Origin of the sequence: Bacillus sp. FSL K6-3459 (assembly GCF_038003305.1) — a bacterium.
Classification (GTDB): Bacteria; Bacillota; Bacilli; order Bacillales; family Bacillaceae; genus Bacillus; species Bacillus pumilus_O.
The window spans coordinates 1470975-1484901 of the sequence record NZ_JBBOOW010000001.1; the positions used below are offsets into that span (position 1 = coordinate 1470975).

Sequence of the window (13927 nt, forward strand, 5' to 3'; positions counted from 1 at the left end):
AGGATGATTTAGATGTCAATCTATCAACAATTGTTAGCTCGAGAACGCAGTGGAGATCCAATCAAAGTAGGGATTATTGGGGCAGGCCAAATGGGCTTTGGACTCATTTCACAAATTTCTAAAATTCCAGGCATGATTGTTGCTGGTGTTTGTGATATCCACCTTAGTGCAGCAGAGAAGGCAGCGAATTTTTACAAGCAGCATGCAAAACCGCATCAAATGGTTGTCACAAATGATTACAGAGAAGTGATTCAATCAGATTCCGTGGAAGTTGTCGTAGACGCAACAGGTGTCCCAGAGGTTGGAGCAAACATTTCTTTGGAAGCGCTTAATTCGAAAAAACATCTCGTTCTTTTAAATGTAGAAGTTGATATTACCATCGGATTGGTCATGCATAAGTTGTTCACAAATGCAGGACTTGTTTACTCAGGATCAGCTGGAGACGAACCAGCAGCAACCCTAGAATTATATGAATTTGCGAAAACAATGGGGCTTGAGGTGCTCGTTGCTGGGAAAGGAAAGAACAACCCATTCTTCCCAGAAGCAAATCCAGATACGTGTAAAGCAGAAGCAGATAGTAAACATATGAGTGCTCATATGCTAGCTGCATTCCAGGACGGAACAAAAACAATGGCGGAAATGAACTTATTAAGTAACGCGACAGGGCTTCTGCCTGATAAAGTCGGTATGCATGGAGTCGAAGCAAATTTAGAAAATGTAGCAGATAAATTGAATCAAAAACAACAAGGCGGAGTGCTCGATAACTTCGGAGTTGTTGAATATGTCAATGGACTTGCACCAGGTGTATTTGTCATCGTGAAGAGTGATCTTGAGCCAGTAGATGAAGAGCTGCGTTACTTAAAAGTTGGAAAAGGCCCACACTACACACTTTACCGTCCTTTCCACTTAGCGAGTCTTGAAACACCTGTTACCATCGCAAAAGCGGTCTTACAGCATGATTCATCTATTCACCCAATTGGTGTACCAGTATCAGAAACAGTCGCTGTGGCGAAAAGAGATATTAAAGCTGGAGAATCACTTGACGGAATTGGCGGATACTCCGTAAGAGGTGTTCTTGAAACACATCAAGACATGAAAACGAACGGCCACATTCCAATTGGCTTAATTAGCGGAAAAGTCGTAGCCAAAAAAGACATCAAATTAGGACAATTCCTCACTCACGATGATGTAGAGCTTGATTCAAACACAACGGTCTGGAAGCTGCGTTCATTACAAGATCATTTATTTCAATCATAAGGGCGTGAAGCTGTGGAAAAATTAGCGATCGTACTTTGTATCATTCTCATTGTGCAGTATGGGTTATCTTTTATTCAAATCAAGTACTACCGCAAGAGCATGGATTCACTTATTGATGATTACAGAGGGAAGCAAGGCTACCACTTATTTTCAGGAATGGAGCGGCGCAAAGTTGGCCCTGGGGCCATTGCGCTCATCATTGTGGATGAATCGTATATCATTCAAAAATGCCATGTGCTTGGCGGTGTGTCGATCTTATCTAAATTTAAAGAAGTCCCTTCATATGAAGGGAAGCATGTAGGGGCTGTGTTAGACGAGCACCATATGATGAAGCAGACGTTGAAAAAACGCAAAAAGGGGCCAGCTGTCATGCACGCACTTTCCATGGCAGCTGAACAGGCACTTGTCTCGATTTCGAAAAAAAATATAACAAATGTGAACTAAAGAAAGGGGAGATGAAACATGGAATGGATTCAATGGTTTGGAGAGCACTTTATCGGAATGTTTGAAGCCGGCGGAAAGCAATTCATGGGTCTTGTTACTGGTATCGTTCCAACGCTTGTTGTGTTACTTACTTTCACTTATGCTGTCATGAAGTTTATTGGAGAAGAGCGAGTGAATAGAGCAATTCAGTTTGCTGCGAAATATACCATTTTGCGCTACACGTTAATGCCGATCTTATCCGTTCTTATTTTGACAAACCCAATGGCTTATACGTTTGGCCGATTCTTACCCGAAAAACAAAAACCAGCATTCTATGATTCAGCTGTTTCATTTGTTCATCCGGTGACATCACTGTTTCCATATGCCAACGCAGGAGAACTGTTTGTCTACTTAGGGATTGCGAACGGGATTAAAGAAGCAGGGTACTCAATGTCAGAGCTTGCTGTTCGGTACTTCTTAGTCGGGATCGTCGTCATTTTACTTCGCGGTATTATTACTGAATGGATTACAAAGTACTTAGCAGGAAAAATGAAAGCGAATTCACAATAGGGGAGGGTTAGACATGACAAACCACAAAGTATTTGTAGCAAAAGGTGCTGGCGGATGGGGCCAAGGCTTGGAGCTTGAACCAACCGGTAAAAGAAGAAAGGTTGTTTCCATTACAGGGGGAGGCATTCACCCAGTTGCACGTAAAATTGCAGAAATGACAGGGACAGAAGCATGTGATGGCTTTAAAAATTCGATACCAGAAGATGAAATGATGTGTGTTGTCATTGACTGCGGAGGAACCGCGCGAATCGGACTTTATCCAATGAAGCGCATTCCAACTGTAGACGTTTTGGCATCCTCTCCTTCTGGACCGCTTGCAAAACATATTACAGAGGATATCTTCGTATCAGGCGTCACAGAAAAAGATATTTCCTTTGCGGATGCATCAAGTGGTGAGGCAAAAGTAGAAGGTCAGGATAACAGTGAGCCGATTGACAAAGAGAATTTCAAAGAAACCTATTCAAAACTAAAAGAGGAAAATCTCGAGCGTCAGGAAAAAGGGAATTTCCTAATGAGGTTCTCAAGAGGAATTGGGAAAGTTACCGGTACGTTCTATCAGGCTGGTCGTGATTCTGTTGATATGCTTTTGAAAAACATTATTCCATTCATGGCATTTGTCAGTATGTTAATTGGAATTATCAATTATACAAAAATTGGTGACTTGATTGCCCATTTTCTATCACCACTGGCAGGATCTATTTGGGGACTGTTACTGCTCGTGGTGGTCTGTACATTGCCATTCCTATCACCTGTCTTAGGACCTGGTGCAGTCATTGCACAAGTAATCGGTGTTCTCATTGGTAGTCAAATTGCACTAGGAAATATCCCGCCCCAATTTGCACTTCCTGCACTATTTGCCATCAACGGTCAAGTAGGGTGTGATTTCATTCCAGTTGGGCTATCACTTGGTGAAGCGAAGCCGGAAACGGTACAATATGGAGTACCAGCTGTTTTGTATAGCCGTCTCATTACAGGGGTTCTATCTGTTGTGATCGCATACGCTGCCAGCTTCGGTATGTATTAAACGTATTAAAGGAGGAATCGAGATACATGGTCACACAATCTGTCGTAAAAGAAATCGGGATCTTAGTCCCGCAATTTAAAGAAGATAAGCTAATTGTTTTATTTGGACCCGCAGCGCCGCAGGAATTAAGAGATATGTCCGTCATTCATGAGTTCGAACACTTAGAAGAAGAGCCGTTGAAACTGGGCGGTACCATTCAAGTGGGTGATCAAACGTACACGATCACAGCCCTCGGCAATAAAGCAAATGACAACTTTAAAGAACTCGGCCATATTTCGATCTACTTCCAAGAGCCGTTTGATGATGTATTACCGGGAGCTGTCTTTGCATCTCCGCACACGTTTCCTGATATAAAAGAAGGCGTACGAATTGAAATTTCGTAACGGTAAAGAAAAGCTGTTTCTCAAAAGGAGCAGCTTTTTTATATGAGGTTTACCAGAAGGAGCAATTGCGATATGCTGTAAACATTCATTATTTGTTTATTCAGAATTTTTAATCAGGAGGAAATGATGGTGTCACTTGAATTAAAGAATGTTTCTTTAAAACGAAATGGAAAATGGTTGCTTCAGTCTGTTGACTGGCAGGTGAACAAAGAGGAGCACTGGGTGCTTTACGGTTTAAATGGTGCGGGGAAAACCGCTTTATTAAATATGCTCTGCTCATATTATTTCCCTACATCAGGTGAGATGACCGTGCTGGGACATGTCTTTGGCAAGGAGGCTCTTGGCGAAAAGCTCAGAAAGAAAATTGGACTCATTTCTGCGGGACTTGAAAAGAAACTACACAGAGACGACAATGCATTTGAAATTGTGCTCAGCGGGGCATTTGCCTCCATCGGGCTTTACGAAACCCCGACAGATGAGATAAGAGAAAAAGCCATTGATCTATTAAAAGCATTTGGTTCGTTCAAATATGCGAACCGGACATATGAAACACTCTCACAAGGAGAAAAGCAAAAAGTCCTGATTGCGAGGGCTTTAATGAATGATCCGAAGCTCCTGATTTTAGATGAGCCTGTGACGGGTCTTGATTTTTTAGCAAGAGAACAGGTGCTAGAGACCATCTCATTCATTGCATCAAAGCCTGATGCGCCTACGTTGCTTTACACGACCCATCATGCAGAAGAGATTTTGCCTGTTTTTCAGCACACTTTATTATTAAAAGATGGGTCTGTTTTTGATCAAGGGAAAACAAAAGAGATGATGACAAGCGACTTGCTTTCTTCCTTCTTTGAATGTTCTGTAGATGTGATGTGGAGAAATGGCCGTCCTCACTTAAGTAAATTGTAGATAAAAGAAACTATTGGTCTGCGTCCCTGCTTTTCCATCATACATATTATAGTAGAAAACGAAAGGCGGGGAAGGACAGATGATCAGTATTTCTGAATTCCAAATCAAGGATGTTGTCGATGTGTCAAGCGGAAAAAAACTAGGCACCATTGGGGACATTGATATCAATGTGACAAGCGGTAAAATACAAGCAATCATTATCGGCGGCACAGGTAAAATGATGGGATTTTTCGGAAAAGAAGAGGAAATGATTGTGCCGTGGCGAAATATAGTAAAAATTGGCGAAGATGTGATACTTGTCCGATTATCTTCTTAAAATTCGTATAACTCCTCAATGAATCATTCAATAATCCTGAACATAAGCTCTCCATTCTCAGCAAGCAATGTCTTTTTCGGGTAAAAAGATTACGTTTTCATATCAATTTGCAAAAAAACCTGTAGAAAGGGCACATTTGAGTGTAATATTTAATGAATCCCACTAACTGTCTATGCATGTCTTGTGGTAAAATAGGAGCGATATAAAGAGAGATGAATGAAAGGTGGGAGGCAGCTTTGACACACAATTATGACCCCTTTCAGCAGAAATCACCTTATGCAATGATGATTCACGATTGGACGAACATGACATGTTCTGGTAAAGAGGTATTGGCCGGATTTACGACAAAAAATGGCGGCTACAGCCTTTCTCCATATCAATCATTGAACACTGGACTCCATGTAGGAGATGATGCTTCTAGTGTCCAAATGAATCGTCAAGTCATAGCAGATGCTACTGCTGTGCCGCTCTCTGATTGGGTGTTTGCAGACCAAACACACGAGGACCGCATCAAGAAAGTCACCAAGGAGCAAAGAGGAAGAGGAAGTCTTCATTATCATGAGGCACTGCCTGGAACAGACGGATTGTATACGTCTGAACCGAATATCATGCTCGCTCTTTGTTTCGCCGATTGTGTTCCGCTTTATTTTCTAGCTCCGCAACATGGCCTCATCGGAACAGCCCATGCCGGATGGAAAGGAACCGTCAAGCAAATTGGTGCAAAGATGGTAGATCTATGGGTCAACCAAGAAGGTGCTAAGACCGATCAAATACAAGTCGTCATTGGACCATCCATTGGCAATTGCTGCTACATAGTGGATGATGTGGTCTTGAATCAAGTGAAACAGCTTCCCTTTTCTACAGAGGATGTGTATTCCGAGGTATCACAAGGACAATATAAATTAGACTTAAAAACATTAAACAAAAACGTATTGCTTCATGCAGGGATGAAAGAAGAAAACATACATGTCAGTTCGATGTGCACAAGCTGTAATGAGCAGCTATTCTTCTCACACCGGCGTGATCAAGGAAAAACAGGACGTATGATGTCTTTTGTCGGGTTTAAGGAGGCATAAGAGCCATTGAATGTACGAGAGAATCTCAGACAAATAAATGAACAAATAAACGAAGCATGTAAAAGAGCCGGTCGAAACCCAGACGATGTATCCGTCGTCGCTGTCACAAAATATGTCTCAATTGAACGAGCACAAGAAGCCAAAGAAGCAGGAATTTTGCATTTTGGTGAAAATCGTGACCAAGGGTTACTTGAAAAACAAGCGTCTATAACCGATGAAAGCATTAGCTGGCACTTCATCGGCAGTCTACAAACACGAAAAGTAAAATCTGTCATTCAGACCATTGACTACTTACATTCGCTCGATAGGATCTCACTTGCGAATGAAATTGAAAAAAGAGCGGATCACACGGTTCGCTGTTTTGTACAAGTGAATACATCGCTGGAGGAGTCAAAGCACGGCTTGCAAAGTGAAGACGTGATTCCATTTGTGAAGCAGCTCGCTGATTTCAAAAAGATTGAAATTGCTGGACTGATGACGATGGCTCCATTTACAGATGATCACACTGTGATACGAAACTGCTTTAAAACATTAAAAAACCTTCAAGAAGAAGTAAAACATCTTAACCAAGTAAATGCACCTTGTCAGCATTTATCGATGGGCATGTCAAATGATTTTGAAATCGCAATTGAAGAAGGTGCGACATTCGTTCGGATTGGCTCTTCACTTGTTGGAAATGAAACAGGAGGTGCGTGACATGAGCATAAAAAATAAGTTTAAAAGCTTTTTCACTCTCGACGATGAAGAGTATGAGTACGAATATATTGATGAAGAAAGAGAACCCGTTCAAGAAGAAAAAGGAACGAAGGACAAAGCAGCCTTTCAAGAGCGTCAGCAGACAGGAAAACAAAATGTCGTCAGCTTGCAAAGCGTGCAGAAATCCTCTAAAGTGGTGTTAAGTGAGCCGCGTGTTTATGCAGAAGCGCAGGAGATTGCCGACCATATTAAAAACAGACGTGCAGTCGTCGTCAATTTGCAGCGTATTCAGCATGATCAAGCAAAGCGAATCATCGACTTCTTAAGCGGAACTGTTTATGCAATCGGTGGAGACATCCAGCGCATTGGCTCGAATATATTCCTCTGCACACCTGATAATGTGGATGTATCTGGCACAATATCAGAACTTTTGACAGAGGAAGAACCTCAGAGGTGGTAAATCATAGTGATTCTAAACTTTATTTTTAACATTTTAGGAACGGTATTAACGATTTACTCATTCGCGATTATTATTTACATCTTTATGTCATGGGTGCCATCTGCAAGAGAAACATCAATTGGCCGTTTTTTGACAAATATTTGCGAACCGTATTTAGAACCATTTCGTAAAATTATTCCGCCAATTGGCATGATTGACATCTCGCCAATTGTGGCATTGCTTGTGATTCGTTTTGCATCAACGTATGGACTACCTGGTCTTTACAATATGATTGTACGCTTCATGTAGACAGGCTGCCGGGCTTGGCGCTGCCAGGCTCTTTTACATAAAAGGGGAACAAAATGAGCGATATTTATCAACATTTTAGAAAAGATGAACAGCCATTTGTCGACCAAGTGTTAGGCTGGAAAAAAATCGCACTCGACCAGTATCGATTGAAATTAACAGACTTTCTTGATCCGCGTGAGCAGTTTATTACCCAGTCCGTCATCCAGCATGCTGATGAGCTTGGAATCATGTTTTTTGGCGGGTATGAAGGAGCGGAGCGGAAAAGAGCGCTCATTTATCCTGAATATTTAGAACCGGCTACTCAGGATGCTGAGCTGTCTTATTTTCAGGTGAACTATGCGAAAAAGTTTATTTCGTTAGAACACCCGAAGCTCCTTGGTTCACTCATTGGGACAGGCTTGAAGCGTCAAAAATTTGGAGATCTGTTATTTTCAGAGGAAGATGTGCAGTTTATTTGTACGAGTGATGTTGCCGATTTTGTTCGGGCGCAGCTGACGCATGTCGGCAGAGCCTCCGTTTCATTAGAGGAAATCACGCAGGCAGACTTAAAGCCGGTTATCAGTAAGACTGACATCAAAGAAGATACGATTTCTTCACTGCGGCTTGATGCGGTATGTGCTGCAATCAGCCGTCAGTCTCGGCAAAAGGCACAACTTTTGATCAAAAATGGGCTTGTTAAAGTTAACTGGAAAGTCACTGAGGACCCTTCCTTTACAATCGGTGAAGGCGATCAGCTCTCTGTCAGGGGATTTGGCCGCTTTAGCCTCAAAACGATTGATGGGAAGACCAAAAAAGATAAATTTAAAGTAACATTTGAGCTTCTGACATAACGAACTTGAATCTGGAGGTGGCGAGGTTGCCATTAACACCTAATGATATTCATAATAAAACGTTCACAAAAAGCTTTCGCGGATATGATGAAGATGAAGTAAACGAGTTTTTAAGCCAAGTACGTAAAGATTACGAAATCGTGCTTCGCAAAAAGAATGAACTCGAAGAAAAAGTAAACGAGCTTGACGAAAGACTAGGTCATTTTGCGACAATTGAAGAAACGTTAAACAAATCAATTCTTGTAGCGCAGGAAGCAGCAGAAGACGTCAAACGTCATTCTGATAAAGAAGCAAAACTGATCATTCGTGAAGCAGAGAAAAATGCAGATCGTATTATCAACGAAGCGCTATCTAAATCAAGAAAGATTGCGATGGAAATCGAAGAGCTGAAGAAGCAGTCGAAAGTCTTTAGAACTCGCTTCCAAATGCTCATCGAAGCTCAGCTTGATCTTCTAAAAAATGACGATTGGGATCATTTACTGGAATATGAAGTTGACGCTGTCTTTGACGAAAAAGAATAAGCGCATCATCTTGACATGACACGCTCATGTTGCATATAATACCATCATAAATTAACAAGAGATAAACGTTTGAAAGGGACACTCGCAGTTGTCATATCCGTAATAAAGCGAATCAGGGATGGTGGAAGCCTGACATTACGAGACTCTGCAATGAGATCACCCCTTTAGTTCCTTTTCTGAAATGACCAGTAAGAAAAGGCGTCTGATCACGTTACGATTTTAGAGTGGATAAGCGGCTGCCTTAAATAGCGCTTGTCTAAAAGGGTGGTACCGCGAGACAAGCCTTCTCGTCCCTTATGGGATGAGAGGGCTTTTTTTATTGTTTTTTAATCAGAATTTGCATATGGAGGAATGGGTATGAACTACAAAGACACCTTATTAATGCCGAAAACAGAATTCCCAATGAGAGGGAACTTGCCGAACAAAGAGCCTGAAATCCAAGAGGAGTGGGCAGAAAAAGACATCTATCAAATGGTTTTAGAGCGGACAAAAGGACGCCCGACCTTTATTTTGCATGATGGACCTCCATATGCGAATGGTGACATTCATATGGGGCACGCTCTCAATAAAATCCTTAAAGATTTTATTGTCCGTTTTAAATCAATGAATGGATTCCATGCACCGTACGTACCGGGCTGGGATACACATGGCTTACCAATTGAAACAGCACTCACTAAAAATAAAAAAGTTAAACGTAAAGAAATGTCGACAGCTGAATTCCGCAAACTATGCGAAGAGTATGCTTGGAAGCAAATCGAAGGTCAGCGCAATCAGTTTAAGCGATTAGGCGTCAGAGCAGACTGGGACAATCCGTATGTCACGCTAAAGCCTGAGTACGAAGCGCAGCAAATTCTTGTCTTCGGTGAAATGGCGAAGAGAGGCTATATCTACAAAGGACTAAAGCCAGTTAACTGGTCTCCTTCAAGTGAGTCAGCTCTTGCTGAAGCGGAAATTGAATATAAAGACAAACGTTCACCATCCATTTACGTTTCATTTAAAGTGAAAGATGGAAAAGGCGTACTTGAAAACGGCGAACAATTCATCATCTGGACAACAACACCTTGGACACTTCCTGCAAACCTCGGCATCTGTGTTCATCCAAACCTAGAGTACAGCGTTCTTCAAGTGAATGCTGAGCGATATGTTGTTGCATCTGAGCTCGTTGAACAAGTGGCAAAAACGCTTGGCTTTGAAGAGTATGAAGTCGTGAAAACATTAAAAGGAAAAGAATTAGATAACGTCGTTGCAGAGCATCCGATTTATGGTAGAGATTCACTTGTGATGCTTGGTGATCACGTGACAACAGATGCAGGTACAGGCTGTGTTCATACAGCGCCAGGTCACGGGGAAGATGACTTTATTGTCAGCATGAAGTACGGTCTTGACGTACTATGTCCAGTAGACGAAAAAGGTGTCATGACAGAAGAAGCGCCTGGTTTTGAAGGACTATTCTACGAAGATGCCAATAAAGCCATCACAGAACAGCTTGAAGCAAAAGGCGCGCTGAAAAAGCTTGACTTTATCACACACTCTTACCCGCATGACTGGAGAACGAAAAAACCAACGATTTATCGTGCAACCGCTCAGTGGTTTGCATCGATTAAAGACTTCAGAGAAGCGCTTCTAGACAATATTAAAGAAACGAAATGGGTGCCAGCATGGGGCGAGACACGCCTTTTCAATATGGTGCGTGACAGAGGCGACTGGTGTATTTCAAGACAGCGAGTCTGGGGCGTTCCAATTCCGGTCTTTTATGCTGAAAATGGTGAGCCAATCATCACGGACGAAACCATTCAGCATGTCTCTCAATTATTTAGAGAACATGGCTCGAATATTTGGTTTGAAAAAGAAGCGAAAGAACTATTGCCAGAAGGCTTTACCCATCCAGGCAGTCCGAACGGTGAATTCACAAAAGAGCAGGACATCATGGATGTATGGTTTGATTCCGGTTCTTCTCACCAAGCCGTTTTAGAAGAAAGAGATGACCTTGTTCGTCCGGCAGACCTTTACCTTGAAGGCTCTGACCAATATCGCGGCTGGTTTAACTCTTCCTTATCAACAGCAGTTGCGGTCACTGGAAAAGCACCGTATAAAGGTGTTCTGAGCCACGGCTTTACGCTTGATAAAGAAGGACGCAAGATGAGTAAATCATTAGGCAATACAATTGACCCAACAAAGGTAGCGAAGCAGCTTGGGGCGGAGATTCTAAGACTTTGGGTATCTTCTGTCAACTATCAAGCCGATCACCCGGTGTCTGATGATATCTTAAAACAAGTAGCAGAAGTCTATCGTAAAATCCGTAACACGTTCCGCTTCCTGCACGGTAACCTATTTGACTTTGATCCAGCAGTCAATGCGGTGCCTGTAGAAGAGCTTCGCGAAGTGGATCAATATATCTTGATCAAATTAAACAAATTGATTGAGAAAGTGAAAAAGGCATATGATGATTACGAATTTGCGGTCGTGTATCATGCGATTCACAATTTCTGTACAATTGAGCTAAGTTCTTTCTATCTCGACTTTGCAAAGGATGTCGTGTACATTGAGCATGCGGATCATCCAGACCGCCGCAGCATGCAGACGGTCTTCTACGAAACATTGATGGCGTTAGTGAAACTGACAGCACCAATTCTTCCGCATACAGCAGATGAATTATGGAGCCACTTAAGCTTTGTTGAAGAGCCAAGCGTTCAATTAACAGATATGCCAGAAGGTGTTTCGGTTTCTCAAGCGGATGCGACAGAAGCGAAGTTTGACCGCTTTATGGAAGTGCGTGACGATGTGCTAAAAGCGCTCGAAATTGCACGTAATGAGAAAGTGATCGGACGTTCTCTTGAAGCAAGTGTGACCCTTTATGCGACAGAAGAAGTGAAAAATCTTCTTGCATCCATTAAAGAAGATGTGAAGCAGCTCTTTATCATCTCTGAATTAACGGTAGAAGATGCGCAAAATGCTGACACATCCGCACCTGAATACACTTCAGGACGAATTGTGGTTCAAAAAGCAGAAGGAGAACTATGCGAACGTTCTCGTATTATTTCTAAAGATGTTGGTGCAAATCCGAAATACCCAACATTGTCACTGAAAAATGCTGAAATCGTGGAAAAATATTACCAGAATTAACAGTGTGATAAGATCAACTAGCGCCCCGCCATATGCGGGGCGTTTTCTTTTTTGCGAAAATGACAGCCTTTAGAACGAAAGGAAAAATCTTATGGCTTTAAAGTGGACAGCCGGGGCAACAATATGATTATCACGACAGGGCAGGAGTTGAAGTAGCGACATGATTGGCGATCTAGAGACGATTTACACGGAACTCCTTCAAATGAAAGAAGAGCTGCAAGCTAAACTGTTTGAATACGCATCATTTCGTTCATCCGCTGAGCATGTCTCAATGAACGAGGTCCAAACGGCCACGCTTCTTTATCACATCAAAGAAGAACTTCAAGATGTGTCTCTCGCTATTGCAAAAATTGAGCAAGGAACCTATGGTATATGTGAGGCAACAGGTGATGTCATTCCGCTTGAACAAATGAGTATTCTTCCTACCGCCCGCACGGTTGATGACTTTTTATATCATAGGCAATACGAGAAAAAAGCATTCACTCCTTATCCTCATGAATCAGATGATTCTCATTTTGAAGCCTTCCACATGTAGGGAGGTTTTTGTCTGTCAACTAAAGTTTCTTTACTCCTCCCTGTTTTCTTGATAAAATGCTTAAAGATCAAAGTATGAAAGTGGAGGAACGTGTGTGTTCTATTACATAATCGCATTCGTGATGATTTGTTTAGATCAATTAACAAAATGGCTCATTGTCAAAAATATGATGCTCGGAGATTCTTATCCAGTGATTGATGGCTTCTTTTATATCACGTCTCACCGAAATTCAGGCGCCGCATGGGGAATTCTCCAAGGACAAATGTGGTTTTTCTATGTGATCACACTCGTTGTTATTGCGGGAATTGTTTATTATTTGCAAAAGCATGGACAAAAAGACAAGCTGCTTGGAGTTGCACTTGCCTTAATGCTTGGCGGAGCGATTGGGAACTTTATCGACCGCATTTTCCGTCAGGAAGTGGTAGATTTTGCTCATTTCGTCTTTGGGAATTATCACTACCCAATCTTTAATATTGCAGACTCTTCCCTATGTGTAGGGGTTATTCTGCTCTTCATTCAAATGCTGTTAGATGGAAAGAAAACGAAGGAGTCAACTACATGAATCAAGTAAATATTGCCGTTTCAGAAGAACAAGCGAGTGAACGGCTTGATAAATTTCTAAGCACGACAGAACCAGAATGGTCAAGAACCCAGGTCCAGCAGTGGGTAAAAGATGGGCTGATCGAAGTAAATGGGAAGCAAGTGAAAGCCAATTACAAAGTACAAGTTGGAGATCAAATTAAAGTCGAGATTCCAGAACCAGAAGCACTAGATGTTGAAGCAGAAGCAATGGATCTTGATATTTATTATGAAGATGCAGATGTACTAGTAGTGAATAAACCAAGAGGAATGGTCGTTCATCCAGCGCCAGGTCATGTGTCAGGAACGCTTGTAAATGGTCTAATGGCCCATTGTACAGATTTATCAGGGATTAATGGAGTGATGCGCCCTGGCATTGTCCACCGCATTGATAAAGATACCTCTGGGCTGTTAATGGTCGCAAAAAACGATATGGCGCATGAATCACTCGTCAATCAACTTGTGGCTAAGACTGTCACAAGAAAATATACAGCCGTTGTTCATGGTGTTATCCAGCATGATACCGGCACAATTGATGCGCCAATCGGCAGAGACAAAAAAGACCGCCAAAGCATGACCGTGACAAAAGAAAGTTCAAAACAAGCCGTCACTCACTTTGATGTGATTGAACGCTTTGAGGATTTCACGGTGGTAGAGTGCCGACTTGAAACAGGAAGAACACACCAGATTCGTGTTCATATGAAATATATCGGCTATCCGCTTGCAGGAGATCCGAAATATGGACCGAGAAAGACAGTCGATTTCAATGGTCAGCTGCTGCATGCAGGTGTTTTAGGATTTGATCATCCAAGAACAGGCGAATATATCGAGTTCACAGCACCAGTTCCTGCTGATATGCGGGGCTTTATCGATTCATTAAGAAATAACGATTGACAGGCCGTTCTTTTTTTGAAATAATGAACGAAGAAATCAAGATTCT

General features: G+C 42.0%; 17 protein-coding genes and 1 other annotated feature. All 17 genes read left to right on the top strand.

Going from position 1 to position 13927, the window contains the following annotated elements; translation table 11 throughout:
* The first annotated feature begins 12 nt into the window (after positions 1-12).
* Positions 13-1257 (top strand): NAD(P)H-dependent oxidoreductase, encoded by a 1245-nt coding sequence (locus MHI35_RS07295; protein ID WP_012009880.1) that lies wholly within the window; start codon positions 13-15, stop codon positions 1255-1257.
* Between the two features lie 12 nt (positions 1258-1269).
* Positions 1270-1701: a transcriptional regulator GutM gene (locus MHI35_RS07300; RefSeq protein WP_003212289.1), complete on the top strand. Its 432-nt coding sequence runs from the start codon at positions 1270-1272 to the stop codon at positions 1699-1701.
* 18 nt (positions 1702-1719) lie between these two features.
* Entirely contained in the window at positions 1720-2250 is a 531-nt protein-coding gene (srlA, locus tag MHI35_RS07305; RefSeq protein ID WP_003210918.1) for a PTS glucitol/sorbitol transporter subunit IIC, read from the top strand.
* 13 nt (positions 2251-2263) lie between these two features.
* Complete coding sequence (gene srlE, locus MHI35_RS07310) at positions 2264-3274, top strand: PTS glucitol/sorbitol transporter subunit IIB (protein WP_012009881.1); 1011 nt, start codon at positions 2264-2266, stop codon at positions 3272-3274.
* 26 nt (positions 3275-3300) lie between these two features.
* The gene (locus MHI35_RS07315; RefSeq protein WP_007499733.1) at positions 3301-3657 is read left to right on the top strand and encodes a PTS glucitol/sorbitol transporter subunit IIA; all 357 of its coding nucleotides are present in this window, start codon (positions 3301-3303) and stop codon (positions 3655-3657) included.
* A 129-nt stretch (positions 3658-3786) separates the two neighbouring features.
* Positions 3787-4563 (top strand): ABC transporter ATP-binding protein, encoded by a 777-nt coding sequence (locus MHI35_RS07320; protein ID WP_211063871.1) that lies wholly within the window; start codon positions 3787-3789, stop codon positions 4561-4563.
* Positions 4564-4642: 79 nt separating this feature from the next.
* The gene (locus MHI35_RS07325; RefSeq protein WP_008344958.1) at positions 4643-4879 is read left to right on the top strand and encodes a YlmC/YmxH family sporulation protein; all 237 of its coding nucleotides are present in this window, start codon (positions 4643-4645) and stop codon (positions 4877-4879) included.
* Positions 4880-5091: 212 nt separating this feature from the next.
* Positions 5092-5955 carry a peptidoglycan editing factor PgeF gene (gene pgeF / locus MHI35_RS07330; RefSeq protein ID WP_144521297.1) on the top strand — a complete coding sequence of 288 codons (864 nt, stop codon included), beginning with the start codon at positions 5092-5094 and terminating at the stop codon, positions 5953-5955.
* Positions 5956-5961: 6 nt separating this feature from the next.
* Entirely contained in the window at positions 5962-6651 is a 690-nt protein-coding gene (locus MHI35_RS07335; RefSeq protein WP_144455967.1) for a YggS family pyridoxal phosphate-dependent enzyme, read from the top strand.
* A gap of 1 nt (position 6652) precedes the next feature.
* Complete coding sequence (sepF, locus tag MHI35_RS07340; RefSeq protein WP_211063870.1) at positions 6653-7111, top strand: cell division protein SepF; 459 nt, start codon at positions 6653-6655, stop codon at positions 7109-7111.
* Between the two features lie 6 nt (positions 7112-7117).
* On the top strand, positions 7118-7399 hold the full coding sequence (locus MHI35_RS07345) for a YggT family protein (RefSeq protein WP_012009885.1): 282 nt from the start codon (positions 7118-7120) through the stop codon (positions 7397-7399).
* A 53-nt stretch (positions 7400-7452) separates the two neighbouring features.
* Positions 7453-8229 carry a YlmH family RNA-binding protein gene (locus MHI35_RS07350; protein WP_211063869.1) on the top strand — a complete coding sequence of 259 codons (777 nt, stop codon included), beginning with the start codon at positions 7453-7455 and terminating at the stop codon, positions 8227-8229.
* 26 nt (positions 8230-8255) lie between these two features.
* On the top strand, positions 8256-8750 hold the full coding sequence (locus MHI35_RS07355) for a DivIVA domain-containing protein (protein ID WP_003211323.1): 495 nt from the start codon (positions 8256-8258) through the stop codon (positions 8748-8750).
* Between the two features lie 59 nt (positions 8751-8809).
* Positions 8810-9048, top strand: a binding site (T-box leader).
* 59 nt (positions 9049-9107) lie between these two features.
* Positions 9108-11873: an isoleucine--tRNA ligase gene (gene ileS / locus MHI35_RS07360; RefSeq protein WP_144521301.1), complete on the top strand. Its 2766-nt coding sequence runs from the start codon at positions 9108-9110 to the stop codon at positions 11871-11873.
* Positions 11874-12033: 160 nt separating this feature from the next.
* Entirely contained in the window at positions 12034-12408 is a 375-nt protein-coding gene (locus MHI35_RS07365) for a TraR/DksA family transcriptional regulator (protein ID WP_144521303.1), read from the top strand.
* Between the two features lie 94 nt (positions 12409-12502).
* Positions 12503-12970 carry a signal peptidase II gene (gene lspA, locus MHI35_RS07370; protein WP_058014041.1) on the top strand — a complete coding sequence of 156 codons (468 nt, stop codon included), beginning with the start codon at positions 12503-12505 and terminating at the stop codon, positions 12968-12970.
* Positions 12967-13881 (top strand): RluA family pseudouridine synthase, encoded by a 915-nt coding sequence (locus MHI35_RS07375; protein WP_144521307.1) that lies wholly within the window; start codon positions 12967-12969, stop codon positions 13879-13881. Before lspA ends, MHI35_RS07375 begins: the two co-directional genes overlap by 4 nt.
* Positions 13882-13927: the final 46 nt, after the last annotated feature.